This window comes from Nonomuraea sp. NPDC050227 (genome assembly GCF_044459705.1).
In the GTDB taxonomy this organism is placed as follows: Bacteria; Actinomycetota; Actinomycetes; order Streptosporangiales; family Streptosporangiaceae; genus Nonomuraea.
Window position 1 is genome coordinate 306,357 of record NZ_JBITJF010000012.1, and the last position, 26,110, is coordinate 332,466.

At 72.3% G+C, this 26,110-nt stretch carries 22 protein-coding genes; 15 read left to right on the forward strand and 7 right to left on the reverse strand.

Annotation, left to right across the window (positions count from 1 at the left end):
* Positions 1–21: 21 nt before the first annotated feature.
* Positions 22–2,514: a serine/threonine protein kinase gene (locus ACIBK9_RS39185; RefSeq protein ID WP_397163850.1), complete on the reverse strand. Its 2,493-nt coding sequence runs from the start codon at positions 2,512–2,514 to the stop codon at positions 22–24.
* A gap of 163 nt (positions 2,515–2,677) precedes the next feature.
* The gene (locus ACIBK9_RS39190; RefSeq protein ID WP_397163851.1) at positions 2,678–4,039 is read right to left on the reverse strand and encodes an FAD-binding oxidoreductase; all 1,362 of its coding nucleotides are present in this window, start codon (positions 4,037–4,039) and stop codon (positions 2,678–2,680) included.
* 52 nt (positions 4,040–4,091) lie between these two features.
* Here ACIBK9_RS39190 and ACIBK9_RS39195 point away from each other — a divergent pair, with 52 nt between their 5' ends.
* On the forward strand, positions 4,092–4,664 hold the full coding sequence (locus ACIBK9_RS39195) for a hypothetical protein (RefSeq protein ID WP_364337936.1): 573 nt from the start codon (positions 4,092–4,094) through the stop codon (positions 4,662–4,664).
* On the opposite strand, the gene ACIBK9_RS39200 is transcribed toward ACIBK9_RS39195, so the two are convergent.
* The gene (locus ACIBK9_RS39200; protein WP_397163853.1) at positions 4,661–5,866 is read right to left on the reverse strand and encodes an aminotransferase class I/II-fold pyridoxal phosphate-dependent enzyme; all 1,206 of its coding nucleotides are present in this window, start codon (positions 5,864–5,866) and stop codon (positions 4,661–4,663) included. The genes ACIBK9_RS39195 and ACIBK9_RS39200 overlap by 4 nt on opposite strands.
* 184 nt (positions 5,867–6,050) lie before the next feature.
* Here ACIBK9_RS39200 and ctaD point away from each other — a divergent pair, with 184 nt between their 5' ends.
* From ctaD to ACIBK9_RS39215, 3 genes are all read left to right on the forward strand, one after another.
* Entirely contained in the window at positions 6,051–7,748 is a 1,698-nt protein-coding gene (gene ctaD, locus ACIBK9_RS39205; RefSeq protein WP_397163855.1) for a cytochrome c oxidase subunit I, read from the forward strand.
* A 213-nt stretch (positions 7,749–7,961) separates the two neighbouring features.
* Positions 7,962–10,712, forward strand: a complete 2,751-nt coding sequence (locus ACIBK9_RS39210; protein WP_397163856.1) for an immune inhibitor A domain-containing protein — start codon at positions 7,962–7,964, stop codon at positions 10,710–10,712.
* A 78-nt stretch (positions 10,713–10,790) separates the two neighbouring features.
* Complete coding sequence (locus ACIBK9_RS39215) at positions 10,791–11,729, forward strand: diacylglycerol kinase family protein (protein ID WP_358285242.1); 939 nt, start codon at positions 10,791–10,793, stop codon at positions 11,727–11,729.
* 2 nt (positions 11,730–11,731) lie between these two features.
* Here ACIBK9_RS39215 and ACIBK9_RS39220 read toward each other — a convergent pair whose 3' ends face one another.
* Together ACIBK9_RS39220 and ACIBK9_RS39225 are read right to left on the reverse strand one after the other, a co-directional pair.
* Positions 11,732–12,505, reverse strand: coding sequence for an SWIM zinc finger family protein (locus ACIBK9_RS39220; protein WP_364337940.1), 774 nt, complete (start codon positions 12,503–12,505; stop codon positions 11,732–11,734).
* A 2-nt stretch (positions 12,506–12,507) separates the two neighbouring features.
* Positions 12,508–15,435, reverse strand: coding sequence for a DEAD/DEAH box helicase (locus tag ACIBK9_RS39225; protein WP_397163858.1), 2,928 nt, complete (start codon positions 15,433–15,435; stop codon positions 12,508–12,510).
* Between the two features lie 79 nt (positions 15,436–15,514).
* Between ACIBK9_RS39225 and ACIBK9_RS39230 the strand changes: the two genes are divergently transcribed.
* The 5 genes from ACIBK9_RS39230 to ACIBK9_RS39250 are packed head-to-tail and all read left to right on the forward strand — an operon-like array spanning position 15,515 to position 18,115.
* Positions 15,515–15,679, forward strand: coding sequence for a hypothetical protein (locus ACIBK9_RS39230; RefSeq protein ID WP_358285249.1), 165 nt, complete (start codon positions 15,515–15,517; stop codon positions 15,677–15,679).
* A 51-nt stretch (positions 15,680–15,730) separates the two neighbouring features.
* A complete protein-coding gene (locus ACIBK9_RS39235) occupies positions 15,731–16,111 on the forward strand; it encodes a phage holin family protein (protein ID WP_397163860.1) in 381 nt (126 codons plus the stop codon).
* Entirely contained in the window at positions 16,108–16,740 is a 633-nt protein-coding gene (locus tag ACIBK9_RS39240) for a DUF3618 domain-containing protein (RefSeq protein WP_397163861.1), read from the forward strand. Before ACIBK9_RS39235 ends, ACIBK9_RS39240 begins: the two co-directional genes overlap by 4 nt.
* Before the next feature lie 2 nt (positions 16,741–16,742).
* Positions 16,743–17,681 (forward strand): YihY/virulence factor BrkB family protein, encoded by a 939-nt coding sequence (locus ACIBK9_RS39245; RefSeq protein ID WP_397163863.1) that lies wholly within the window; start codon positions 16,743–16,745, stop codon positions 17,679–17,681.
* The gene (locus tag ACIBK9_RS39250; RefSeq protein ID WP_397163864.1) at positions 17,678–18,115 is read left to right on the forward strand and encodes a protease inhibitor I42 family protein; all 438 of its coding nucleotides are present in this window, start codon (positions 17,678–17,680) and stop codon (positions 18,113–18,115) included. Before ACIBK9_RS39245 ends, ACIBK9_RS39250 begins: the two co-directional genes overlap by 4 nt.
* Here ACIBK9_RS39250 and ACIBK9_RS39255 read toward each other — a convergent pair.
* A complete protein-coding gene (locus tag ACIBK9_RS39255) occupies positions 18,102–18,698 on the reverse strand; it encodes a TetR/AcrR family transcriptional regulator (protein ID WP_387664439.1) in 597 nt (198 codons plus the stop codon). The two genes, ACIBK9_RS39250 and ACIBK9_RS39255, sit on opposite strands and share 14 nt — an antisense overlap.
* 5 nt (positions 18,699–18,703) lie before the next feature.
* Positions 18,704–20,260 carry an MFS transporter gene (locus tag ACIBK9_RS39260; RefSeq protein ID WP_397163865.1) on the reverse strand — a complete coding sequence of 519 codons (1,557 nt, stop codon included), beginning with the start codon at positions 20,258–20,260 and terminating at the stop codon, positions 18,704–18,706.
* Positions 20,261–20,312: 52 nt separating this feature from the next.
* Between ACIBK9_RS39260 and ACIBK9_RS39265 the strand changes: the two genes are divergently transcribed.
* The 6 genes from ACIBK9_RS39265 (at position 20,313) to ACIBK9_RS39290 (ending at position 25,505) form a co-directional block, all read left to right on the forward strand.
* Positions 20,313–21,020, forward strand: coding sequence for a DUF1838 family protein (locus ACIBK9_RS39265; protein WP_358285265.1), 708 nt, complete (start codon positions 20,313–20,315; stop codon positions 21,018–21,020).
* On the forward strand, positions 21,017–21,430 hold the full coding sequence (locus ACIBK9_RS39270) for an HIT family protein (protein ID WP_397163867.1): 414 nt from the start codon (positions 21,017–21,019) through the stop codon (positions 21,428–21,430). The genes ACIBK9_RS39265 and ACIBK9_RS39270 overlap by 4 nt, the downstream gene beginning before the upstream one ends.
* 46 nt (positions 21,431–21,476) lie before the next feature.
* Positions 21,477–22,655: a histidine kinase gene (locus tag ACIBK9_RS39275; protein WP_352356966.1), complete on the forward strand. Its 1,179-nt coding sequence runs from the start codon at positions 21,477–21,479 to the stop codon at positions 22,653–22,655.
* A 111-nt stretch (positions 22,656–22,766) separates the two neighbouring features.
* The gene (locus tag ACIBK9_RS39280; protein WP_352324464.1) at positions 22,767–23,516 is read left to right on the forward strand and encodes a LytTR family DNA-binding domain-containing protein; all 750 of its coding nucleotides are present in this window, start codon (positions 22,767–22,769) and stop codon (positions 23,514–23,516) included.
* Positions 23,513–23,998 (forward strand): hypothetical protein, encoded by a 486-nt coding sequence (locus ACIBK9_RS39285; RefSeq protein WP_397163870.1) that lies wholly within the window; start codon positions 23,513–23,515, stop codon positions 23,996–23,998. The genes ACIBK9_RS39280 and ACIBK9_RS39285 overlap by 4 nt, the downstream gene beginning before the upstream one ends.
* A 46-nt stretch (positions 23,999–24,044) precedes the next feature.
* Entirely contained in the window at positions 24,045–25,505 is a 1,461-nt protein-coding gene (locus tag ACIBK9_RS39290) for a cation acetate symporter (protein WP_387665299.1), read from the forward strand.
* The last annotated feature ends 605 nt before the right edge of the window (positions 25,506–26,110 follow it).

Sequence of the window (26,110 nt, forward strand, 5' to 3'; positions counted from 1 at the left end):
GTCCCGCCGCGCGCCGTCACGTCAGGTGCAGTGGCTCCAGCCGGACTTCCAGCTCAGCGAGTTCCACGAACCGCCCCAGATCACGCACTTCTTCACGGCCGCCAGCCGGACCGGGCCCGCGTACGCGGTGAACTTGCCCGGGTTGCCGGCGCTCGCGCCGCCCTGGACCTGGAGGGTGGCGTTCATGGAGACCTTGCCGGGATAGACCAGCTTCGACATCGTGACCACGCAGTTCTTGCCCGCGCTGGTGTTGTAGAGCAGGAAGATCGTGGCCGAGGTGCCCAGCGCGTGCTTGTCGATCACCCTGTAGCCGGTGCCGCAGACGGCCACCACGTTGAAGGTGTTCGGCTTGGGCGTGGCGGTCGGCTTGACGGTCGGTTTCACGGTCGGCTTGCTCGTCGTCGGCTTCTTGGCCGGGACCGTCGTCGTGGGGCCGGGGGTCGGGGTGGTGTCCGGCTGGTCCTCGCCGTCGATCAACCCCGTGGGCTTCTTCGTCCTGGTGGGCTTGGGCGTGGGCGTGGGGTGCTTGGTCGCCGGGCGGGCCGTCGCCGTCACGGTCGTCACCGGGTTCGGGACCGCGATGACGGGGTCCTTGGTGTGCTTGACCTTCTCGGGCGGCTCGGCCTCGCCGACGTCCAGCGTGGGGACGGGCTCGCCGGTCTCCGCCGGGAGGATCGGGTCCGGGGTCACCTCGGCGACCGGCGGCTCGGGTTGTCCCGCGCCCTGTCCGTCGCCCGTGGGGTTCTCGGAGGTGCTGCCGGTGGCGGTCACGGCGACCTTGTCGCTGTTGGCCTGCACCACGACGGCGCCCGCCACCACCAGCAGCGCGGCGGCGGCCGCGCCGGAGAGGGCGAGCGTCAGCGTCCGCCGCTGCTTGTCGGGCGCCTTGTCGGACGTCTCGCCCTGCGGACCTCCGGGACCACCGGGACCGCCGACCCTGGTCGCCCCCGCGTTCCCCGCCTGGGAGCCACCGGGATGTCCCGCCTGGGGACCACCGGGGTGTCCCGGCTGAGGAGCGCCCGGCATGCCGCCGTGCGGGTGCCCGTGCGGCACCGCGCCCTGCGCGGCCGTACCGCCCATCGCACCGGCCTGCGCGGCCGCACCGCCCATGCCACTGGCCTGAGGACCGCCGAGAACGCCGCCCTGAGCCCCGCCCTGGGGACCGCCGGGAACGCTGTCCTGAGAGCCGCCTGGCGTGCCTCCGTGAGGCGTGCCGGGGGCGCCGCCGTGGGGAGCGCCCGTCTGGGGCCCGCCGGGCGTGTGCGGGCCGCCGGGAACGCCGGCCTGCGGACCGCCGGGGGCTCCGGCCTGCGGGACGCCCGGGTGCGGGACGCCCTGGGCGGCGCCGGGCATGGCGCCCGCGTGGGGGCCGCCTGGCGCGCCGGACCCGGCCGGGCCGCCCTGAGGACCGCTCGCCGCACCTTGAGGGCCCGCCGTACCTTGGGGGCCCGTGCCCTGGGGGCCCGCCGGTCCCTGCGGGACGCCGGGGGCGGGGCGGTTGTCGGGGCCGGGCTGCCGGGGCACGGCGTTGGTGCCGGTGGGCTGGGTCCAGGGACCGGGGTAGGCGTCCTGCGCCGCACTGGAGGAGCCGGCCGCAGAGCCATTTGCAGGGCTGTTCGCGGGGCTGTTCGCAGGGCCGGCCTGGTGGGGCACGGCCGGGGTGGCGGTCGCGCCGGTGACCGGCTCGATGGCGGCCTTGGGAGCGGGCTGCCCCGTGAGCCGGACGATCAGCTCGTCGGCGCTCGGCCGCTGCGCCGGGTCCTTCGACAGGCACAGGCCCACCAGCGCGCCGAGCTCGCCCTCCATCCCGCCGAGCTGCGGCTCCTCGTTCAGGATGCGGTTCATCACCACGGGGATCGAGTCCGCCCCGAACGCGGGCTTGCCGGTGGCCGCGTACACCATCGTGACGCCCCACGCGAAGACGTCGGCCGCCTCCGACACGGCGGCCCCGCTGAGCTGCTCCGGCGCCAGGTACGACGGCGTCCCCATCGCCATCCCCGTGGCCGTCGCGCCGGGGGAGTCCAGCGCGCGGGCGATGCCGAAGTCGATCACGACCGGCCCCTCGGGGCCCATGAGCACGTTCGCGGGCTTGAAGTCGCGGTGCAGGATCCCGGCCCGGTGGATGGCCGCCAGCGCGGTGGCCGTGCTGATCGCGAGCCGTTCCAGCGCCGCGCCCCGGCGCGGGCCCTCGTTGATGACGAGCTCGCGCAGCGAGGGGCCGGGCACGTACTCGCTCACGATGTACGGGCGGCTCCCGTCGAGGTCGGCGTGGAGGACGGGCGCGGTGCAGAACCGGGCGACCCGCTGCGCCACCGCCACCTCGCGCAGGAACCTGGTCCGCGCGTCGGCGTCGGCCACGAGGGCGTTGTGCAGCAGCTTGACGGCGACCTGGTCACCCGAGTCGCTCTTGCCCAGATAGACGACGCCTTGACCACCCTCGCCGAGCCGGGCGACGATGTCGTACGCCCCCAGCCGCCGCGGGTCGTCCGCCGCCAGCGGCTGGAACTGATTCACGTCGGACCCCCATGACAACCAATAGATGGGGCAAAACGCTACCAGCGTGACATGTGGGACGTCTGCCGGACCTGTAAGTAAGTTCCACCTTTTGACCGAACATGTCAGTGTTTCGTCGCAGGTCGTGTCCGCGCCGGAGCCCCAAGGTCACGGCTTGGCAAATTCAGATGGCCTTGCCCGGGTTCATGATGCCCAGCGGGTCGAAGACCGACTTGATGCCCTGCTGCACCTCGGCCGCCACCGGCCCGGACTCCAGCCCCAGCCAGCGCCGCTTGAGCACGCCCACGCCGTGCTCGCCGGTCAGCGTGCCGCCGAGCGAGAGCGCGTGCCGGAACACCTCGTCGGCCGCGGCCCACACCTGCGGGGGCGGCTCGGCCGTGCCGTGCTCGAAGATGAAGACCGGGTGCAGGTTGCCGTCGCCGGCGTGGGCGACCGTGCAGATCCGCACGCCGTGCCGGGCCGCCGCCGCCTCGATCGCGGTGATCATCTCGGGCAGCGCCGAGCGCGGCACGCACACGTCCTCGACCAGGCACGCCCCCAGCCGCTCCTTGGCCTGGTAGGCCATCCTGCGCAGCCCGACCAGCTCCTCGGTCTCCTGCGGACTGGAGGAGACGGCCACGAACGAGGCGCCGTTGTCCAGGCAGAGCCGTTCCATGCGGGCGGCCACGGCCTGGCCGTCGGTCGCGTCGGACTGGCCGATCAGCATGGCCTGCGTGGCCGGTTCGAGCCCGATGTTGCGCCAGTCGTCGATGGCCTCCAGCGTGGCCCGGTCCAGCAGCTCCATCAGCGAGGGCTGGCAGCCCGCGGCCATGATCGCCGACACGGCCGCGCCCGCCTCGCGCAGCGAGCCGAACTCGGCGGCGAACGTGGCCGGCGGCGCGGCCGGAGCCCGCCGCAGCCGCACGGTGGCCGCGGTGATCACGCCCAGCGTGCCCTCCGAGCCGACGAACAGGCCGGTCAGGTCGTAGCCGGTGACGCCCTTCATCGTGCGCCGGCCGGTGTTCAGGATCCGCCCGTCGGCCAGCACGACCTCAAGGCCGAGCGTGGCGTCCCTGGTGACGCCGTACTTCACGCAGCGCAGGCCGCCGGCGTTGGTGGCCAGGTTCCCGCCGATCGTGGAGATCTCGTACGACGAGGGGTCCGGCGCGTACATGAGCCCGTGCTCGCGGGCGGCGCGGTCGAGGTCGGCGGTGATGACCCCCGGCTCCACCACGGCGATCTCGTCGGCGGGGGAGAGCTCCCTGATGGCCGTCATCCTGGCCAGCGACAACACGATCGTCCCGTCGCCGGCCGTGGCCGCCCCCGCCAGGCCCGTGCCGGCGCCGCGCGGCACGACCGGCACCCGGTGCTCGGTGGCCCACCGCAGGGTCGTCACCACGTCCTCGCGCGAGGCGGCGAGCACCACGCCGAGCGGCTTGCCCGGCTCGACGAACGTGCGGTCGCGGGCGTAGGAGTCGATCACGTCCGGGTCGGTCAGCACGCGAGCTTCGGACAGCGAGTTCACCAGGGCATCAATCGGTCTCACACCTGCACCCTACGGTTTGCGCGGACCGTTCCTTAAGGCCAGACTGCCCTGGGTGGAAGTCAGGTGCCCGGTATGTACGCAGGCTGACCAGCTCGTCTCGGTTCCGGGCGCGGTCGCCGCGGGGACGACATACCGGATCGGAAGGGTCAGACTGCCCGGCCAGCGCGAGGTCGCCGACCTGCCGACCGCGCCGTCGATGGGCGCGTCGAAGCACGTCATGAGCCGTACGCAGCTCGCGGTGTGGATGTCGTTCCCCAGCCGCCACTACACGCCCTGGGCCAGGAACCAGGGGTGGATCATGCTCGGCGTGGCGGCCCTGGTGCACCTCGTCGTGTCGCTGGTGATCGCGATGGGCAAGGACTCCCAGTGGAGCGAGGTGCTGCTCGCGCCCTTCTGCCTCACCGGGCTGTTCTGGGGGCTAGGGCTGCTGTTCGTGCTCGGCGCGCGCGGCGCCCGCAGGCGCGACCACGCCGAGGCCCCGGCCCGGGAGAAGGCGCTGGCCGTGTGGGAACGGCTGTACTACTGCGCCCGCGACAACGTCGCGTTCGAGCCGGGGGTCGGCGTCTCGTTCCATCCGGGCGAGACGCGCGAGTACATCTTCGGCTTCCGGGGCCGGGCGATCTAGCCGCGCTCCTCCGCCACCAGGCGGACGCAGACGGCCAGGCCGTCGATGGCCTGCTCCAGCTCGTCCAGCTCGGGGAAGGTGGGGGCGATGCGGATCGTGCGGTCCTCCGGGTCCTGGCCGTAGGGGTGGGTGGCGCCGGCCGGGGTGAGCGCGATGCCCGCGGCCTTGGCCCTGGCCACGACCTCGGCGGCGTGCGGCACCTCCAGGCTGATGAAGTAGCCGCCGCGCGGGCTGGTCCAGGTGGCCAGATCGCCGAGGCGCTCGGTCAGCACCTTGTCGACCAGCTCGAACTTCGGGCCGATCAGCTCGGCGTGCCGCCGCATGTGCGCGGCCACGCCCGCCGCGTCGCGCAGGAACTCCACGTGCCGGAGCTGGTTGAGCTTGTCGGGGCCGATGGACTGCTTGGCGGTGTTGGCGAGGAACCACTCCACGTTCGCCGGCGAGGAGCCGAAGAACGACACGCCCGAGCCCGCGTACGTCACCTTCGAGGTGGAGGCGTAGACGAACACGCGGTCGGGGTTGCCGTGCTCGGCCGCCAGCGCGAGCAGGTCGGCCAGCTCGTCCTGCGTGTCGGTGAGGTGGTGGACGGCGTAGGCGTTGTCCCACATGATCCGGAAGTCGGGGGCGGCCGTCGGCATGGCGGCCAGCCTGCGCACGGTCTCGTCGCTGTAGGTGACGCCGGACGGGTTGCTGTACTTCGGCACGCACCAGATGCCCTTGACCGCCGGGTCCGCGGCGACCAGGCGCTCCACGACGTCCATGTCGGGGCCGTCGGCGTTCATCGGGACGGCCGTCATCTTGATGCCGAGCCGCTCGCAGATGGTGAAATGCCGGTCGTAGCCGGGCACCGGGCACAGGAACGTGATCTCCGGCTCCTCGACCCAGCGGCGCTCGGCCCCCGGCACCTTCGACAGCAGCGCGTGCACGATCGTGTCGTGCATCAGCGTCAGGCTGGAGTTGCCGCCCACGACGAGCTGACCGGCGGGCACCTGCACCAGCGGCGCGAAGATCTCGCGCAGCTCGGGCAGGCCCTGGAGGTTGCCGTAGTTGCGGCCGTCGGTGCCGTCGGCGGCCTTGACGGAGGTGGGCAGCTTGAGCATGCCGTCGGAGAGATCGAGCTGGCGCGGTGACGGCTTGCCCCGGGTGAGGTCGAGCGAGAGCCCCCGCTGGACGAGGGCGGCGTAGTCACTCTGTGCGGTCACGAGATCTCTCCTCCGAGTCGGTTCGGTCCAAAGGATAGAAGAAGTCCCCAAGGGGTCCGGTAATCGCCCGGCATGTGGGACACCGGTTCAAAGACGTTCCCAAGAAGCGCTTCCCGTACGGCGAGCGCGGGAGTGGAATGGAGGACATCGGGGCAGGCACAACTCCGCGAAGGAGGGAGCAGCCGTGACGACTGTTCGGGACACCTCGATCGAGCAGGTCAGGCGCCGCCGTACCGGGACCGTCATCGCCTCCTGGCTCTCGACGACCGACCACAAGGTCATCGGGTACCTCTACCTGATCACCTCCTTCGGCTTCTTCCTCGTCGCGGGCGTCATGGCCATGCTGATCAGGGCCGAACTGGCGCGGCCCGGCATGCAGGTGGTCAGCCAGCAGCTGTACAACCAGCTGTTCACCATCCACGGCACGGTGATGCTGCTGCTGTTCGCCACGCCGCTGTTCGCCGGGTTCGCCAACGTGGTCATGCCGCTGCAGATCGGCGCGCCCGACGTGGCCTTCCCCCGGCTGAACGCGGTGGCGTACTGGCTGTTCCTGTTCGGCGGGCTCATGGTGCTGGCGGGCTTCCTCACCCCGGGCGGGGCCGCCGACTTCGGCTGGTTCGCCTACACGCCGCTGTCGTCGGCCATCCACTCGCCGCAGGCCGGCGGCGACCTGTGGATCATGGGCCTCGTGATGTCCGGCCTCGGCACGATCCTCGGCGCGGTCAACTTCATCTCCACGATCATCGGCATGCGGGCCCCGGGCATGACCATGTTCCGCCTGCCGATCTTCACCTGGAACGTGCTGCTGACCAGCATGCTCGTGCTGATGGCCTTCCCCGTGCTGGCCGCCGCGCTGCTGGTGCTGGAGTCGGACCGCAAGCTCGGCACGCACGTCTTCGACGGCGCGAACGGCGGGCCGCTGCTGTGGCAGCACCTGTTCTGGTTCTTCGGCCATCCCGAGGTCTACATCATCGCGCTGCCGTTCTTCGGGATCGTCACCGAGGTGATCCCGGTGTTCAGCCGCAAGCCGATCTTCGGCTACCTGAGCCTGGTCGGGGCCACCATCGCCATCGCCGGGCTGTCGATGACCGTGTGGGCGCACCACATGTTCGCCACCGGGCAGGTGCTGCTGCCGTTCTTCTCGTTCATGACGTTTCTCATCGCGGTGCCGACGGGGGTGAAGTTCTTCAACTGGATCGGCACGATGTGGCGCGGCCATCTGTCGTTCGAGACGCCGATGCTGTTCGCGGTGGGGTTCCTGGTCACCTTCCTGCTCGGCGGGCTGACCGGCGTCATCCTGGCCTCGCCGCCGCTGGACTTCCAGATCAGCGACACCTACTTCGTCGTCGCCCACTTCCACTACGTGGTCTTCGGCACGGTGGTGTTCGCCATGTTCGCCGGCTTCTACTTCTGGTGGCCGAAGATGACCGGCAAGATGCTGGACGACCGCCTCGGCAAGGTGCACTTCTGGACGTTGTTCGCCGGCTTCCACACCACGTTCCTCGTCCAGCACTGGCTCGGCCAGCTCGGCATGCCGCGCCGGTACGCCGACTACAGCGCGGCCGACGGGTTCACCGCGCTCAACGAGATCTCCTCGGCCGGGGCGTTCCTGCTCGGCGCCTCGACGCTGCCGTTCCTCTACAACGTGTACCGGACGGCCAGGCACGCGCCCAGGGTCACGCTCGACGACCCCTGGGGCTACGGCAACTCGCTGGAGTGGGCGACCTCCTGCCCGCCGCCGCGGCACAACTTCACCGGCATGCCGCCGATCCGCTCCGAGCGGCCCGCGTTCGACCTGCACTACCCGCACGAGGACGCGACGCCCGCCGTGGAGCCGGACCCCGGCCCCGAGCAGCCGCCGCCGGTGCTCGCCGCCGACTGACCTGCCGGCCGATCCGGCGTTTCAAGATCGCGTTGTTGCGTTTATGCCGGGCCATTGCGGGCGATGCCGCCGCGACAATTCTGTTGGTCAAAATGTCGTAGTTTGATCACGTTTCAACAACGTACTTTACGACCCGTTTATCCACCCTCTAGCGTCCGGCATTGCACACCCTATGGCCATGCGCCCGGCGACCCCGGGCAGAGAGGGTACCTGGTGCCAAGCTCAAAGCGCCTGTTAGTCGTGTTCCCGGCGGTCGCCCTCCTCGGCGCCGCGCTGACCGTCCCGGCGGCCCAGGCCACGTCAGTGGCCAGCTACCAGCCCACGGCGGCGGACTACTACATCAACTACGCTCCCCCGCGGGTCGAGAAGGAGCCGCAGGAACCCGGCCTGAACAAGGGCAAGGCCCGCTCGCTCTCACCGGCGGAGAAGTTCGACAGGAAGTTCGTCAGCGGGAACCCCGCCGCGGCCCGCGTCCTCGCCGCCCGCGAGAACCAGGCGATCAGGACCGGCCGCAACCCGGCTGAATGGATCTACAAGAACTCCAAGCAGGTCAAGACCGCCAAGCTCCTCACCGTCCTGGTCGAGTTCAACGAGCAGGCGAACGACGACTTCTCCGGCTTCAACCGGCTGCGCACGACCGACAGCGCGCCGGACGACTGCGTGGTCGAGCCGCCGGGCACGCTCAAGAACGGCCCGCTGCACAACAACATCCCCGACCCGGCGACGCTGCCGCAGAAGGACAACAACTCCTTCTGGCTCAAGGACTTCAGCACCGACCACTTCAACAAGATGCTCTACAGCGACGAGGGCATCACCGAGCGCGTGCGCAAGGACCTCAAGGACCCGCGCGACGGCAAGCCCGGCATCGACATCTCCGGCTTCACGATGAAGAAGATGTACGAGGAGCTGTCCAAGGGCGCCTACTCCGTCACCGGCTCGGCCGTCGGCTGGATCAAGGCCCCCCACTCCGAGGCGTACTACGGCGCCGCGGCCTGTGGCGGCCAGCCGCAGGACATGTCGGGTCACCCCAGCAACCCGACCGGCGCGGGCCAGCTCGCCATCGACACGGTCAACGCCCTGGCCGCGGCCCAGCCGAACTTCCCGTGGGCCGACTACGACCAGGAGGACGTGGCCGACTCCGACGGCGACGGCAACTTCAACGAGCCCGACGGCGTCATCGACCACCTGGTGATGGTGCACGCCGGCAAGGACAAGTCCTCCGACGGCGGCGCCGAGGGCACCTACGCCATCTGGGCGCACTCCAGCGCGGTCGCGGGCGGCTACAAGATCCCCGGCAGCGACAAGAAGATCTCCAACTACATCGTGCAGCCCGAGGACTCCGGCGTCGGCGTCTTCGCCCACGAGTACGGCCACGACCTGGGCCTGCCCGACCTGTACGACACCAGCGGCCAGGCCAGCTCCGCGGTGGACTTCTGGGACCTGATGTCCAGCGGCTCCCACTCCGGCCCCATCTTCCAGTCCATGCCCACGCACATGGGCCTGTGGGACAAGTGGGTGCTCGGCTGGGCCAACCCGAAGACGTTCAACCCGGGTGACGCCGCCCAGTCCGTCACGGTCGGGCAGTCCTCGCGCACGCCCAAGTACACCGAGGACGGCGTCCGGGTGAACCTGGCCTCCACGCCGCTGAAGATGATCGACCCGCACAGCGGCACGAAGGCCTGGTGGTCCAACCTCGACCAGGACTGGGCCAACCAGACCCTGACCCGCGACGTCCCGGTGCCCGCCGGCTCCGACGTGCGGTTCTGGATGTGGAACAACTACGAGATCGAGCAGGACTGGGACTTCGGCTTCGTGGAGGTCTCGACCGACGGCGGCCAGACCTGGACCCAGCTCAAGGTCTACGACGAGGCCGGCGCCGAGGTCACCACCCCCGACGGCTACCCCGACCCGAACAAGAACCTCAAGACGTTCGGCAACAAGAAGTACGGGCTCACCGGTGACACCGGCGGCCAGTGGCGGCACGACTACGTCAACCTGACGCCGTACGCCGGGCAGTCGATCAAGCTGCGCCTGACCTACAACACCGACGCCGCCTTCGAGCCGCGCGGCTGGCACGCCGACGACTTCTCGCTCACCAACGGCGGCACCGCCGTCTGGAGCGACGACGTCGAGAACGGCGAGAACGGCTGGAAGGCCACCGGCGGCACGTTCACCAACACCAGCGGCCAGGGCTGGACCGTCAACAACGGCTCGCGCGAGATCTCCCGCTTCTACCTCGCCGAGTGGCGCAACTTCGACGGCTTCGACAAGGGCCTGCAGTACGCCTACGACACCAACTACTCCCGCGACGGGGCGTGGAAGGTCGAGAAGGTCAAGTACAACGCGCCCGGCCTGCTGGTCTGGTACCGCGACTCGACCTTCACCAACAACTCGGTGGTCAACAACCTGACCCTGCCGCCGAGCATCGGCTCCAAGGGCAGCCTGCTGGTCGTGGACTCGCACTACGACCCGCTGCGCCGCACCGGCACCGCCGCCCAGAAGGACCCGACCAGGCACAAGAACATGGAGGGCCGCACGCAGTCCTCGAACGCGGCCTTCTCCTTCGACCAGACGTACCCGCTGAAGGAGTGCCTGGAGGCGCCGGACGAGCCGTTCAGCGAGTACTGCACCAACATCCCCGCGCTCAGGGGCGTGTCGTCCTTCACCGACGCGAAGACCTGGGTTCCGGGCTTCGAGCTGCAGAACGGCTCGCTCTACTACCGTGACTTCGACGCCTCCGCGGTGGTGCCGAGCAAGGGCGACCAGCCGTACAGCACCCGCGTGGTGCACCTGGACGGCACCCCCGCCACCGAGCTGTACGGGACCGACCTCGGCAACGGCCACGTGGCCGGGTCGGGCAACCCCGGCGACGAGGGCAAGGCGCTGGGCGTGCAGTTCAAGCTGATCAGCCAGCTGCCGGGCAACCTGGGCGCCATCGTCCAGGTCGTCCCGCCGAAGAAGTAGCGTAAGGGGGGCCGCCGGTCTCCGGCGGCCCCCCGATCCAGCACTGAGCGGCGGACACAGCGCCTACGATTGATGACCATGAGCGAACTGCGCACCAAGATCGAGCACACTGAGGCGATCCGGCGGGATCGCCGGGTGGCGGTGGTGGTGAACACTCGCTCACGCCGCGGCCGCCGCCACTACTTCGAGGTCATCGAGCAGCTGCACAACCTGGGGTTCGAGCCGCTGGCCGAGCTGTCGGTCTACAACCCCAAGCGGCTGCGCGACCTGCTCGACACCGCCCTCGCCACCGACCCCGACCTGCTGATCGTGGGCGGCGGCGACGGCACCCTCTCCTCGGCCGTGCGCCACGTCGCCCACCGCGACGTGGCGCTCGGCGTGTTGCCGCTCGGCACCACCAACAACTTCGCCAGGAGCCTCGGCCTGCCGCTCGACCTGGCCGGCGCCATCCGGGTGTTCTCCACCGGCAAGGTCGCCGACATCGACCTCGGCATGGCCGGTGACCGGCCCTTCGCCAACCTGGCCAGCTTCGGCGTCTCGGTCGAGGTGGCCGGCCGGGTCAAGCCCTGGCTCAAGCGCATCGTGGGCCGTCCGGCCTACCCGATGACCGCGCTGACCGTGCTGCCGGGCCACCGGCCCTTCCGGGCCTACATCACCGTCGAGGGCCAGCGCCACGAGCTGCTCACCCACCAGCTCAACATCGCCAACGGCCGCTTCCACGGCGGCTGGCAGGTGGCCAAGGACATCAGCATCGACAACGGCATGCTGGTGGCCTACCAGCTCGGCTCGGGCAAGAAGCTGCGCCTGCTCGGCGAGACGCTGCTGCGCGCGACCACCGGCCGCTGGCGCAGCCTGGCGGGCGGCCCGTTCGTGGTCGGCCGGGAGATGCTGCTGGAGACCGACCCGCCGATGGCCGCCGACGTCGACGGCGAGGTGCGCCTGCGCACCCCGATCACGCTGCGCGTGGTGCCCAACGGCGTGCGCGTGATGGTCCCCGACTCCTTCGAGGACAACTGACCTCAGCCCTCGCCCAGCGCCCGGTAGGCGGGGGCGAGCGCGTCCGCCAGGCCGGCGGGCGGCGGGAAGACCCGCGGCAGCAGGTCGGGGGCGGCCGCGGCGGGGCGGCGTTCCGGGCGGTGCGCGGTGGCGCCGGGGGCGTAGAAGTCGGCCAGCCGGTCGGCGAACGGCACGTCGGCCACCTCCAGCGGGTCGGGCGCGGGCGGGTCGTCGGCCAGCGAGCCGAGCAGCTGCTCGCGGGTGCGCCCGCGCCAGGCCAGCACCAGGAACGGGTCGTCGTCGAACGACTCGGCCAGCAGGTAGAGCACGGCCGACAGGTGCTTGCACGGGAACCCCCAGTCGGGGCACGAGCACTCCATGTCCAGGTCGCGCGGGAACAGGTCGGCGCCATGGGCGGCGAACAGCTCCTCGATCTCGACCGGCATCTCCCCGGCCAGCAGCCTGGCCCGGTGGACGGCCTGCGCCGCGACGGCCTCCTCCAGCCGCGCCCACACGTCCTCGCCGTAGACATCGATCCTGACCACGACGTCGTACGGCTTCGGCCGCGACCCCTGCACGGACGCCCGGACCAGCCCCGCCGACAGGTCGATCGAGAGCACCTGGCCCTTGCGGGCGTAGGCGCGGCCGCGGGACAGGCGGCCCTTGTCGCAGACGCGTTCCAGGATGTCGACGAAGCGCCTGGACCACCAGGCCGAGCCGATGCTGCCGCGCCGCGACCGGGCCCGCAGGCCGCCCTCGACCTCGATGGGGCCGCCGCCGTCGTACCAGTCGGGCATGGTCAGGACCCTCCCGTGAGGCGGAACACCTCGCGCAGCTCGTCGGTGGACAGGTCGGTCAGCCACTCCTCGCCGGCGCCGACCACCCGCTCGGCCAGCGCCTTCTTGCGCTCGATCATCTGGTCGACGCGCTCTTCGAGGGTGCCCGCGCAGATCAGCTTGCGCACCTGGACGTTCCTGCGCTGGCCGATGCGGAAGGCCCGGTCGGTGGCCTGGTCCTCCACGGCCGGGTTCCACCAGCGGTCGACGTGGACGACGTGGCTCGCCGCCGTCAGGTTGAGCCCGACGCCGGCCGCCTTGAGCGACAGCAGGAACAACATCGGCTCCGGGTCGTGCTGGAAACGCTCGACCAGACGGTCGCGGGTCTTCTTGGGCAGGCCGCCGTGCAGCCACAGGACCGGACGGCCGAGCCGCTGGGCGAGGTAGGGCTGGAGCATCGTGCCGAACTCGGCGTACTGCGTGAACAGCAGCGCCTTCTCGCCCTCGGCCAGGACCTCCTCGGCCAGCTGCTCCAGCCGGGCCAGCTTCCCCGACCGGCCGGCCAGGCGGGAGCCGTCCTTGAGCAGGTGGGCCGGGTGGTTGCAGACCTGCTTGAGCCTGGCCATGGCCGACAGCACCAGGCCGCGCCGCTCGACGCCCTCGCTGTCGTCGATCCGGGCCAGCATGTCGTCGACGACGGCCTGGTAGAGGGTGGCCTGCTCGGGGGTGAGCGGACACCACTCCTTGATCTCGATCTTCTCCGGCAGGTCGGAGATGACGGACCGGTCGGTCTTGAGGCGGCGCAGGATGAACGGGCCCGTCGCCCGCTTCAGCGCATCGGCGGCCTGCTCGTCCTGGCGGGCCTCGATGGGCTCCTGGAACCGGGTGCGGAAGCGGGCCCGCGGCCCGAGCAGGCCGGGGTTGGCGAACTCCATGATCGACCAGAGCTCGGCGAGGTGGTTCTCGACGGGCGTGCCGGTCAGGGCCAGCCGGGTGCCGGTGGGGATCGACCGGACGGCGCGGGCCTGGAGGGTGCCGCTGTTCTTGATCGCCTGGGCCTCGTCGCACACCACCCGGCGCCACTCGTGCTCCCGCAGGATCTCCAGGTCGCGGTGGGCGGTGCCGTACGTGGTGATCACCAGGTCGGCCGCCGCGATGCGGGCGGCGTCCCGGCCGGGGCCGTGGTGGACGTACACGCGCAGCCCCGGGGCGAACCTGGCCGCCTCCCGCTGCCAGTTGCCCACCAGCGACATCGGGCAGACCAGCAGCGTGGGCGCGGCGGCCCGCTCGTGGACGAGCAGCGCCAGCGTGGTGACCGTCTTGCCCAGGCCCATGTCGTCGGCGAGCACGCCGCCGAGGCCCAGCTCGGACAGGAAGCTCAGCCACGCCAGCCCGCGCTCCTGGTAGGGCCGCAGCACGGCGTCCAGGCCCGGCGGGGTCGCGAGCGGGGTGAGCCGCCGCTCGGCCTGGCCCGAGAGCAGGTCGCCGAGCACGCCGTCGGCGTCGACCGCCAGCAACGGCAGCTCGTCGTCGCCCTGGATCACGTGGCGCAGCAGGTCGGCCGCGGCCGCCTCGCCCGCGCGCACGCCCTCCACGGCCCGCAGCGCGGCCTTGAGCTGCCGGTCGTCCAGCTCCACCCACTGGCCGCGGACCCGGACCAGCGGCACCTTGAGCCTGGCCAGCTCGGCCAGCTCCGCCTCGCTGATCGTCTCCTCGCCCACCGCCAGGTCGACGCGGAAGTCGACCAGCTCGCGCAGCCCGAAACCCTGGCTGACGGCCGCCGTCTGCGGCTTGGTCCTGGTGGTGAGCTTGAGCCCGAGCCGCGTACGGCCCGCCCAGCGCGGCAGCTGAACCCCGAACCCGGCCGCCTGGAGCAGCGGCGCGGCCTGGCGCAGGAAGGCGAACGCGCCCGCCGTGTCGAGGGCCAGCTCGCTCGGCTCCGGCACGCGCAGGGCCCGGTCCAGCTCCGGGTAGAGCCGCACGGCGCGGCCGAGCCCGGCCAGCAGTTCGCGCTCCGGCCGGCCGGGCAGGCCCTTCTCGCCGTCCCAGACGCGGGCGGCCGGGACGTACAGGCTGGGGTCGTCGGCGGCCTGCAGCGCCAGCTCGACCCGCCAGTCGTCGCCGGCGGCCGGTTCGAGCAGGCGGAAGCAGACGCGGGTGGCGCCCTCGGCCGCCGTGACGGCCGCCCGCCAGCGGTCCAGCTCCTCGCGCAGCCCCGGGTCGTCGGGGCAGGCCGGGTCGCCGGTCAGCGCGGCCAGCCACCGCTCCCGCGGCGTCGCCGGGGCGGCGGCGGAGGGGGCGGCCAGGGGAGTGGTGACGGCCTGCCGGACGAGCGCGTCGGTGAACGCCTCCAGCGCCTGGAGCTGCACCCCGGCGGCCGGACGCTCGGCGGCCCAGGTGCGGCAGGCGGGCGGCATGGCCAGGGCCAGGTCGCGGAAGTAGGCGGCGTCGGCCCCGGTCAGCACGGGCCGCCACAGAGCCAGCGCGGCGCCGTCGGCATCGGGCGCGGCCCCGTCGGCATCGGGCACCGGGACGAGCTGGGGGACGACCCGGCCACGGCCCACCAGGTCGCGGGCGAGCGCGGCGATGGCGGCCCAATGGCGGACGGTGGCGGTGGCGTCGCCCGGAAGGCCGTCCAGCGCGGCAAGGGCCTCGGCGGGCGGCAGCACGACCGCGGGCACCCGCCACGGCAGCAGCCGCGGCCTGACCACCTCGGTCAGCAGCCCTGTCTCCGGCGAGGGCAGCGGCCCCTTGGCCGCCCCCGGCAGCAGCAGCTCCAGCTCCCTGGACGGCCCGCCCACCCCGAGGCCCGGCGCGCCGGCCAGCTCGGCAGGGGACGCGGCGAACGGATGGGGCCGCGCGCCCGCCCAACGGGACACGGCGGCGGCCCGGCCGGGAACCTCTCCCCAGAAGGCGAGCCCGTCACCCGCCCACACCCCGTGTACCAGCACCCCGGCAGGTTACCGCCGGCCTGGAGCGACCGGTCCGCGAGTCTTCTGCGGGCCGGGCCGGAGGTCGTACCATCGAAGGATGAACACTCCCGGATCGTGGTGTGAGCGGCCTGAGCCGCAGGCTCCCTCGTGCGAGCTGCCCGCACCGTGGAGCAAGCCGAAGCAGCCCGACAACTGGTGCGAGGCGCCCGAGTCGCCGGTGGCGTCCGTCCTCCGGTTCCTGCTGAAGGCCGCCAAGAGGTAATAACAGGCGGTCAGCTGGGTAGTCGCCTTCCTCAGCGGAGGAGGCGACGTCGTGAACGATACCCACAAGCTGGTCAGTGATCTGTCCGACCAGGTCTCCAGGCTCGTCAAGGACGAGCTGCGCCTGGCCAGGCTGGAGCTCGCGGAGAAGGGCAGGCGCGCCGGGTTCGGCGCGGGGCTGTTCGGCGCGGCCGGGATGGCCGCGTTCTTCGGCGCTGCCGCGCTGGTGACCGCCGTCGTCCTGCTCCTCGCTCTGGTCATGCCCGCGTGGGCGGCCGCCGCGATCGTGGGGGCGGTTCTGCTCATCGCCGCCGCCCTGCTCGGCCTGACCGGAAAGAACCAGGTGAAACAGGCCACGCCGCCGGTCCCCCAGGAGACCATCGCGAGCGTCAAGGCCGATATCGACATGGTCAAGGAGAGGGCACGCCGATGAGCGAGACGGACCCCGGATACAGCGAGCAGCACGCCGGTGACGTGGGCGCCCGCAGGGCGACCGTCGGCACGCCGACCGAACGCGAGTCGATCAACGTGCCTCCGACGAGACCGGGGGCTGCGGAGAACGCGAAACGGGCCGAACTGGCCCGGCAGGAACACGAGACCTTCATCCCCGAGACCCCCGTGCCGGACGACCGGACCGAGGCGGTGGAGAGCCGCGCGGTCGAGGAGGAGTCGCTGGGCGGGGGCGGGGGCCGTGGCGAGGACGACGAGGAAGAGGACGACGTGCGAAAAAGCATCAAGGAGACCAGGAACGAACTGGGCGACACGGTCAGCGCCCTGGCCCACAAGGCCGACCTGAAGGGCCGGGCCGCCGAGGCGGCCGGCACGGCCAAGGGCAAGGTCGCCGAGATGACCGGCGTGGCCAAGGGCAAGGCCGCCGAGGTGACCGGCACGGCCAAGGGCATGGCCGGCGAGGTCGCGGGCAAGGTCCGCGAGGCCACCCCCCACCAGGTCAAGGACGCCGCCACCGGGGCGCGCAAGCGTCCGGTGCTGCTGCTGGCCGCGGCGGCGGCGGTGACGGCCCTCGTCGTGCGGCGGCTCAGGAAGCGCAACAGGGCGAAGTAGGCGTGCGTTCCCCCGAAAGACCTGCGGAACTGCCGCGCAGGGCCTGGTGGAGCGTGCTCAAACGCACCGTCGTCGAGTTCCGCAACGACGGCGTCCAGGACCTCGCGGCAGCGCTCACCTACTACGCCGTCCTGTCCATCTTCCCCGCGCTGATCGTGCTGGTGTCGGTGTTCGGCCTGCTCGGCAGGCGCGACACCGCCACCCTGGTCGGCAACCTCGTGGTGCTGGCGCCCGACGAGGTGCGCTCCCTGATCGTCACGGGCGTGCGGTCGGTCCAGGAGAACGCGGCCTCGGCCGGCCTGGTCGCGATCGTCGGCCTGCTGGTCGCGCTCTGGTCGGCGTCGGGCTACATCGGCGCGTTCATCCGGGCCGGCAACACCATCTACGACATCGACGAGGGGCGTCCGTTCTGGAAGGTGACCCCGCTCCGGATCGGGCTCACCGTGCTGGCCACCGTGCTGCTGGCGCTCGGCGCGATCTCCGTCGCGCTGACCGGCGACCTGGCCAGGAGCGTCGGAAGAGCGCTCGGCCTGGGCAGCGCGCTGGTGACCGCGTGGGACATCCTGAAATGGCCGGTGCTCGCGCTCGTCGCGGCCGGGCTGATCATGGTGCTCTACTGGGCCGCGCCGAACGTGCGCCAGCCCGGCGTGCGCTGGATCACCCCCGGCGGGCTGCTCGCGGTGGTGCTCTGGGTCGTGGTCTCCGGCGGCTTCGCCCTGTACGTGGCCCACTTCGGGTCCTACGGCAAGACCTACGGCACGCTGGCCGGCGTCGTGGTGTTCCTGATCTGGCTGTGGTTGTCGAACATGGCCCTGCTGCTGGGCGCCGAGCTGGACGCCGAGCTCATCAGGGAACGCCAGATCGCCGAGGGCGAGCCCGTCGGGCAGGAGCCGTACGTGGAGCCCCGGGACCCGCCGAAGGAGGATAGCCTTCCCGAGTGAAGCGTGGGAAGGCCGTCGCCGCCGCACTCGCCCTGCTGACCTCGGGGTTGGTGGCCGGCTGCGGCGACGGCTCGGCGGTCAGCGACTTCGGCACCGTCGTCAAGGGCGCCAAGGGCACGACCGTGCGCGCCGAGCTGCGCCCCGGGCAGCGGTTCTCGCTGGCCGTCCCGGACAACCCCTCGGTGGGCGACGATTGGCGGCTGGCGGCGGTGCCCGACGCCAGGGTGGCCTCCTACATCAGCGAGGAGCGCAGGAGCGCGGGCCAGGGCCCCGGCAGCGGCGGCACCGCCTACTTCGTCTTCAACACCAAGAGCCCGGGCACCGCCGAGATCACGCTGCGCGACTGCTGGCGGTGCGGCCAGAGCTCGACGCCGCCCGACGAGGAGAGCAGGCGGCAGTCGGGCGAGGCGGTCTTCGAGATCACCGTGCGCTGAGCACGGCCCGGCACAACACGTCGAGGGTGGTCGCGGTGATCACCTCGGCCTCGGCGCCTTCGCCGGAGTCGGCGCACGCGGCCAGGCGGCGGCGGCCCTCGCCCAGGATGCTCCACCCCAGGTGGGCCACCAGGTCGGGATGCGGCTCCCCGGCCTCGGCGAGCAGCCCGCGCAGCGGTTCGATCATCGTCTCGTGCAGCTGGTCGAGCCGGTGGCGGCACTCGGCGGGCAGGTCGACCGCGGCCACCGCGCGCAGCAGCGCGTGGTCGGGGCTGGTCACGAACGCCAGCGACACGGCGCCGAAGGCGCGCACCCGCTCCTCCAGGCCGCCGTCGCGGGTGGCCGTGACGAGCCGGTCGGCCCAGCGGGGGATCGCGTCCTCCACGAGCTGGGCCAGGATGTCGGCGGTGGAGGAGAAGTAGCGGTAGACGCTGGAGCGGGCCAGCCCGACCCGCGCGCCCACGGCCGCAGGGGTGAGCCCGGCCGGGCCCTCGGCCGCCAGGACCTCCATGGCGGCCGCCAGCAGGGCCGCGTGCTGGCTGGCCCGATGGTCGGCCACCGTCGCCGCGCTGATCCTCGGCACCGGACTCACTCCTCTTCGCGTCGTCTCCTCCCAGTATCGGGCAGCAGGAACGTCGCCCCGACGCCGCCGAACAGCACGAGGCCGGTCACGATCGTGACCCGGCGGGTGGCGTCGGCGCCCGCCGCGACCGCGGCGGCGTGGTCGGCGGGGTCCCTGATCGCCGCGATGGCCGCGCCGGCGCTCTCCCGTACGGCCTGCCCGAGCGCGGGCTCGCCGGGCAGGCGTTCGGCCATCGCCGCGTCCAGGCCGGTGACCAGGACGGCGCCCAGCACCGCGATGCCGACGGCGGCGCCGAGCTGGCGGATCGTGCTCTGGAGCCCGGAGGCCACGCCGGAGCGGCGGGCGGGCACGTCGGCGAGCATCACGTTCGGGAGCTGGGCCGAGGCGAAGCCGACGCCGACGCCGTACAGGACGAGCCACGGCACCAGCGTCCACGGGCCGAGCGAGGGGGAGACGGCCAGGCCGATCGCGATCGCGCCCACGGCCTCCAGGACGAGCCCCAGCCGCACGATGACCCTGGGCGCCAGGTCGAGCCGCGGGACGACGCCGCCCGCCAGGAACGTGCCCCCGGCCAGCGAGGCGATGATCAGGCCGGTGGCGAACGCGGTGAACCCCATGGCCGCCTGCAGGAACAGCGGCAGCACCAGGATCAGGCCGAACTCGCCGAGACTGATGATCATCGCGGCGGCGCCGCCGTACCTGAAGGAGGGGATGGCGAACAGCGACAGGTCCAGCACGACCGGGCGGCCCGATCGTGCCCGCGAGCGCTCGACCAGCAGCAGCGCGGCCAGCGCGAGCGCCGCGAGCCCGAAGGCGAACGGGATCGGCGAGACGCCGCCGAGCGGCCAGGTCCACCCGAACAGCGTGGCCTCGCCGGTCGGCGTGAACCAGCCGTAGCGCTGGCCCTCGATCAGGCCGAACACCAGCGCGGCCGGGCCGACCACCGACAGCAGCACGCCCGGGACGTCGGAGCCGCCCGCCGCCGCGTCCTTCGACTCGGGCACCCGGGCCGTGCCGAGCAGCACGAGCAGGCCGATCGGCAGATTCACCCAGAACGCCCAGCGCCAGCCGAAGTCGGTCACCACCCAGCCGCCGAGCAGCGGGCCGAGCGCGGCCATGCCGCCGATGATCGAGCCCCAGACGGCGAAGGCGATCGTCCGGCGCGAGCCCGTGTAGAGGGAGTTGATGATCGCCAGCGTCATCGGGACCACCATGGACGCCCCGACGCCCTGGACGACGCGGGCGGCGATGAGCAGCGCGCCGCTCGGCGCGGAGGCGGCCAGCATGCTCGCGGCCAGGAACACCACCAGGCCGACGGCGAACATGCGGCGCCTGCCGTGCACGTCGCCGGTCCGGCCGAGGGGGATGAGCAGGGAGGCGAAGGCCAGGGAGTAGATGGAGTTGACCCATTCGACGTCCGTGGCCGACAACCCCAGATCGCCCATGATCGCGGGGACGGCGACGTTCACGATCGTCGCGTCGATGATGATCATCGACATTCCGACGCCGAGCACGATCAGCGGGAGCCAGCTCTGCCGGGTCCGCTCATTTAGCGACACCATGTCTCTAAAGATAGCAACATGCTGTCTCGAAGCAAGGGGTAAGCTCCGGATCATGGACTTCATCCGGGTGCGTGCCTCGGCCGACGGCGCCGAGACGATCTCCTACTGGACCGGCGACGTCTACGGCTGGCAGGACGACGACGGCCCCCATCACCTGTTCGGCTTCGAGGGGCTGAACGTGGCGCGGGCGCGCCCGGCCGACGGCGGCTGGGAGCTGCTGACCAGGGAGGCGGCGCTCTACCTCGACCCGAGGACCAGGGAACCGATCGACGTGTGGGACAACCCGCTCACCGGGCGGTCCGTCGAGGTGCAGCACGTCTTCAACGACCCGGTCAACCAGCGGCTCGGGGCCTATCCGGTGCCGGTGACGCGGTTGGGGGAGCAGGTCGTCTACAACGCCGACATCCGCCTTTCCTATCCTTCGCCACTACCTGTCGCGAAATATCCGGAAAACTCGGCTCGGGACACGTATCGGGCGTTGGAGCTCTTCCAGTTCTTCGCCTCGGCCGCCGACGTCGAGTCCGGCATGCCCGACGTGCCGGCGGTCTTCTCCTGGTGCCGGGTCTCGCCCTGGCTGCCCTGGATGGCCATGGGACAGCGGCCGGGCGGGCTGGTCTACCACTGCCGCGGGGCCAAGGTCGCCGACGTCCCCGGGCGGCTGCGCGACCGCGTCGGCGAGCGCTTCCTGCACGCCCCCGACGAGTGGACCGCGCCCAACATGACGAGCTGGACGGCCTTCGCCGATAAGGTCGGGCGGTGAGCACCGACCTGTTCTGCGAGATCATCGCCGGCGCGCGTCCCGCCCACGTGGTGAGCGCCGACGAGGTGGCCGTCTCCTTCCTCGACACCCGCCCGGTCTTCAAGGGGCACGTGCTCGTCGTGCCCCGGCTGCACGTCGAGACGCTGGCCGACCTCGCCGACGTCGGGCCGTTCTTCTCCCGGGTGCAGGCCATGGCCAGGGCCGTGGAGGAGGGGCTGGAGGCGGCCGGCACGTTCGTGGCGATGAACAACCGGATCAGCCAGAGCGTGCCCCACCTGCACGTGCACGTCGTGCCGCGCAACCGCAAGGACGGGCTGCGCGGCTTCTTCTGGCCGCGCACCGCCTACGAGTCCGCGCAGGAGGCCGAGACCTACGCGGCGGCCGTCGCCAAGGCGCTGGCGGCCGAGTGAGGGCGGCGGGCGGCACGGGCGGCGGCGGGCGCTAGGCTCGGGGCGCGTGGAGTACCTGGTCGGCGTCGCCGTCGTGGCCGTGCTGGTGGGCGTGCCCGCGATCGTGCTCTGGCGCGTCATGCGGGGCCGCCGCGAGCTGGGCACCAGCCCCGCCGAGCGGGCCACGTTCGAGACCCTGCACACCGCGTCCATGGCCGGGCCGCCGCTGCGGGCCGGGCTGACCCCCGAGGGCGCCGAGCGCGCCTCCCGCCACCTGCGCGCGCTGCTCGGCTCGGCCGCGCTCGCGATCACCGACCGCGAGCGCCTGCTCGTCTACGACGGCGCCGGCGACCACCACGCCGCCCAGGCGTTCGAGCACGCCGCCGCCACCTTGCGGGACGGCCGCACCCAGGTGCTCACCATCGACTGCGAGCTGCTCGAATGCCCGATCCGGCACGCCGTCGTCGTCCCGCTGACCACCGACGACCGCCTGGTCGGCGCGCTGGCCGCCTACGGGCAGAACGCCTCGGCCGGCCTGGTCAGGGCGGCGCAGGAGGTGGCCGGCTGGGTGAACTCGCAGCTGGAGCTGGCCGAGCTCGACCGCTCGCGCACGCTGCTCATGGAGGCCGAGGTCCGGGCCCTGCGCGCGCAGATCTCGCCGCACTTCATCTACAACTCGCTCACCACGATCGCCTCCTTCGTCCGTACGGACCCCGAACGCGCCCGCGAGCTGCTGCTGGAGTTCGCCGACTTCACCCGCTACTCCTTCCGGCGGCACGGCGAGTTCACCACGCTGGCCGAGGAGCTGCACTCGATCGAGCGCTACCTCACCCTCGAACACGCCAGGTTCGGCGACCAGTTGCAGGTCACCCTGCGCATCGCCCCCGAGGTGCTGCCGGTCGCGGTGCCGTTCCTGTGCCTGCAGCCGCTGGTCGAGAACGCCGTCCGGCACGGCCTGGAGAGCCGCAACGGCGTCGGCCGCATCACGATCATCGCCGAGGACGCCGGCGCCGAGTGCCGCATCAGCGTCGAGGACGACGGCCTCGGCATGGACCCCGACCGGCTGCGCCGCATCCTGGCCGGCGAGATCGCCCCCACCGGCGGCGTCGGCCTGGCCAACGTCGACGAACGGCTCCGCCAGGTCTACGGCGACGAGTACGGCCTGGTCGTCGAGACCGGCACGGGCGCGGGCACCAAGGTCAACGTGCGCCTGCCGAAGTACCACCCCGGCGTCTCGGCCCGCTGACCTCCCGCCGACTTCCCACACCTGCCCCCACCTGTGACCCCGCCGTGACGGCCTTGACGTTTGGTGCGGGTTTCATCACTGTCTAATGCATTCGAGGTGTGAGGAGTGAGTGTGACCGGGCTGCGCGTCCTGGCGGTGGACGACGAGCTCCCCGCGCTGGAGGATCTGTCCTACCTGCTCCGCGCCGACGCCCGCATCGGCGAGGTGGTGACGGCGCGCGACGGGGCGGCCGCGCTGCGCCTGCTGGACCGCGGCATCGCCGAGGGCCGCCCGATCGACGCCGTCTTCCTCGACATCCGCATGCGCGGCCTGGACGGCGTCGTGCTCGGACGGCTGCTGTCGCAGTTCGCCAACCCGCCGCGGGTCGTGTTCGTCACCGCGTACGAGGAGCACGCGGTGGACGCCTTCGAGATCAAGGCCGAGGACTACCTGCTCAAACCGGTGCGTCCCGAACGGCTCGCCGAGGCCATCAGGCGCGTGGCGGTCTCGGCCGACGTGCCCGCCGAGACCGGCGAGAGCGACACCATCCCCGTCGAGCTGGGCGGCGTGACCCGGTTCGTCTCCAGCGCCGACGTCCTCTACGTGGAGGCCCAGGGCGACTACGCCCGGCTGCACACCGCGAACGGCAGCCACCTCGTCCGCATCCCGCTCGCCACGCTGGAGGAGCGCTGGGCCCCGGCCGGGTTCGTCCGGGTGCACCGCAGCCATCTGGTCGCCGTCAAGCACATCGAGGAACTGCACATCGACTCCGGCAGGTGCAGCGTGCGGGTCGGCGACACCGAGCTCCCGGTGAGCCGGCGGCACACCCGCGAGCTGCGCGACCTGCTGGTCCGCCGCGCCAGGAAGGGCAGGACGGAATGACCTCCGATCCCCGGCCGGGGCGTCCTGCGGGGTCGCCGCGCACCGACCCCGCCCGCCGCACCGATGCGACCCGCCGCACCGACGCCGCCCGCCGCATGGACGCCTTCCGCCGCTCCGAGACGCCGCGCCGGGTCAGCGTCACCAGCCCGCGCACCGCCGCCGCCCGCCGCCCCCGCTACCCGGCCACCAGGGAGATCGACGAGCAGACCCGCCTCGGCGAGGTCTACATGCGCTCGCTCCTGCGCACCCAGTTCCGGCTCGCCCTGTTCGTCTGCACCGTGCTGGCCTGCGTGGTCGGCGGCCTGCCGCTGCTGTTCCTGCTCATCCCCGAACTGCGCGAGGTGGACGTCCTCGGCGTCTCCCTGCCGTGGGCGGTGCTGGCCGGGCTCATCTACCCCGCCTTCGTCATCGGCGCCTGGCTGTACGTCCGCCAGGCAGAGCGCAACGAACGCCACTTCGCCGAGCTGGTGGAACGCCGGTGACCGGCGCGAAGGGCCCCTCGTGAGCCTCACCGCGGTGGTCGTCGTGATGGCGGCGGCCGTGCTCATCGGCGCGTACGGCATCAGGTTCTCCCGCACCACCTCCGACTTCTACGTCGCCTCCCGGACCGTCAGCCCCCTGTGGAACGCCTCCGCCATCGGCGGCGAGTACCTGTCGGCGGCCTCCTTCCTCGGCGTCGCCGGGCTCATCCTGTCCTACGGCGTGGACATGTTGTGGCTGCCCGTCGGCTGGACCGGCGGCTACCTGGTGCTGCTGGTGCTGGTGTCGGCGCCGCTGCGGCGCTCGGGGGCGTACACGCTGCCCGACTTCGCCGAGGCCAGGCTGGAGTCGATGACCGTGCGCAGGACCGCCAGCGTGCTCGTCGTCCTGATCGGATGGCTGTACCTGATGCCGCAGTTCCAGAGCGCCGGGCTGGTGCTGCGCACGATCACCGGGGCGCCGGTGTGGGCGGGCGGGCTGCTGGTCGCGGGGGTGGTGGCGGTGAACGTGCTGTCCGGCGGCATGCGGTCGATCACGTTCGTGCAGGCGTTCCAGTACTGGCTCAAGCTGACCGCGCTGGCCGTGCCGCTGGTGTTCCTGCTGCTGGCCTGGAAGGGCGACGGCGCGCCCGCCCTCAGCGTCCAGGACGCCACCACCTGGCAGATGCCGCTGGCCGGGGCCAAGGAGTACGGGCTCTACTCGACGTACTCGCTGATCCTGGCCACGTTCCTCGGCACGATGGGCCTGCCGCACGTGCTCGTGCGCTTCTACACCAACCCCGACGGCCGGGCCGCCCGCCGTACGACGCTGGTCGTGCTGACCCTGCTCGGCGCGTTCTACCTGCTGCCCGCCCTGTACGGCTGGCTCGGCCGCCTCTACGCCCCCGACCTCGTGCGCACCGACGCGGTCGTGCTCACCCTGCCCAGCCGCATGATCGGCGGCACGCTCGGCGACCTGCTCACCGCCCTCGTGACGGCCGGGGCGTTCGCGGCCTTCCTTTCCACGTCCTCGGGGCTGACCGTGTCCGTCGCCGGGGTGATCGCGCAGGACCTGCTGAAGGGCGGGGTGCGCTCCTTCCGGATCGCCACGCTCATGGCCGTCGCCGTGCCGCTGGCGCTGGCGTTGTGGGCGCGGGCGCTGCCGGTCGCGGACGTGGTGGGGCTGGCGTTCGCGGTGGCCGCCTCGTCCTTCTGCCCGCTGCTGGTGCTGGGCATCTGGTGGCGGCGGCTCACCACCACCGGGGCGCTGGCGGGGCTGTTCGTGGGGGGCGGGCTCGCCTGCTCGGCCGTGCTCGCCACGATCACCGGGGGGCCGTACGAGGGGCTCACGGGGGCGCTGCTGGCCCAGCCGGCTGCTTGGACGGTGCCGATCGCGTTCACGGTGATGGTGTCGGTGTCGTTCCTGACGCCGCACCGCGTGCCGCCGGGGGTGGCCCGCACGATGGTCCGCCTCCACACCCCGGAAAACCTCGACCTGGACCGCGGCGACTGGCACCCCCGCTCCCCATGACCCGCCCCCGGCCCTCCGGTCCCTCGTCCGCCCGCCGGTCCCGTGCCCGGGCCGTCGGTCCTGTGCCCGGGGCGTCGGTTGCGCGCCCGGCCGGCGCGCGGGAGCGTGCCGGTGGGCGTCTGCCCGCCCTTGCGCCCTCTCGCCCTTCACGACCAGCCCGCGGCGACGCCTCCCAAGCGCTCCGACGCCACCCCGTTTCCACTGGCGCCCTCGTTGTGCGCCACATCTCCGGCCCCCGCGCCGGCTCCGGCACCTCGTCCTCTCCCAGGGCCGCCTTCGGTCCCAGCGCCGCCCACGGCCGCCGCGCTGCCTGCTGCCCTCGATGAGGCTGGGCTTTCTTGAGCGCTCGCGGCCCGGGGCTTGCGGTCGCCTTCCGTGGGACGCGGGATGCCGCCCTGGTCATGGGGCTGTTCGCTCTGGGGCGGTGGGTCCAGGCCGGGGCGGTACGGGCCGGCGGCGCGTGCGGACGTGCTTCGGCCGGGCCAGGGCTGACTCGCCCCTTCCCTCGCGACGTCCGGCCGGGCCGACCCCTCTGGCTCGGTGTCGGGTGGGGCTGGGGTTCGGCCTGGGCGCGGCTGGGCCGTCCCCTGGGGTGGGACGTGCGG

Bases quoted from the DNA above. Each gene is read 5' to 3' on its own strand.
- ACIBK9_RS39240 (WP_397163861.1), top strand. From the start codon at position 16,108: ATGAGCGAGACGGACCCCGGATACAGCGAGCAGCACGCCGGTGACGTG.
- ACIBK9_RS39285 (WP_397163870.1), top strand. From the start codon at position 23,513: ATGACCTCCGATCCCCGGCCGGGGCGTCCTGCGGGGTCGCCGCGCACC.
- ACIBK9_RS39265 (WP_358285265.1), top strand. From the start codon at position 20,313: ATGGACTTCATCCGGGTGCGTGCCTCGGCCGACGGCGCCGAGACGATC.
- ACIBK9_RS39220 (WP_364337940.1), bottom strand. From the start codon at position 12,505: ATGCCCGACTGGTACGACGGCGGCGGCCCCATCGAGGTCGAGGGCGGC.
- ACIBK9_RS39230 (WP_358285249.1), top strand. From the start codon at position 15,515: ATGAACACTCCCGGATCGTGGTGTGAGCGGCCTGAGCCGCAGGCTCCC.
- ACIBK9_RS39215 (WP_358285242.1), top strand. From the start codon at position 10,791: ATGAGCGAACTGCGCACCAAGATCGAGCACACTGAGGCGATCCGGCGG.
- ACIBK9_RS39260 (WP_397163865.1), bottom strand. From the start codon at position 20,260: ATGGTGTCGCTAAATGAGCGGACCCGGCAGAGCTGGCTCCCGCTGATC.
- ACIBK9_RS39290 (WP_387665299.1), top strand. From the start codon at position 24,045: ATGGCGGCGGCCGTGCTCATCGGCGCGTACGGCATCAGGTTCTCCCGC.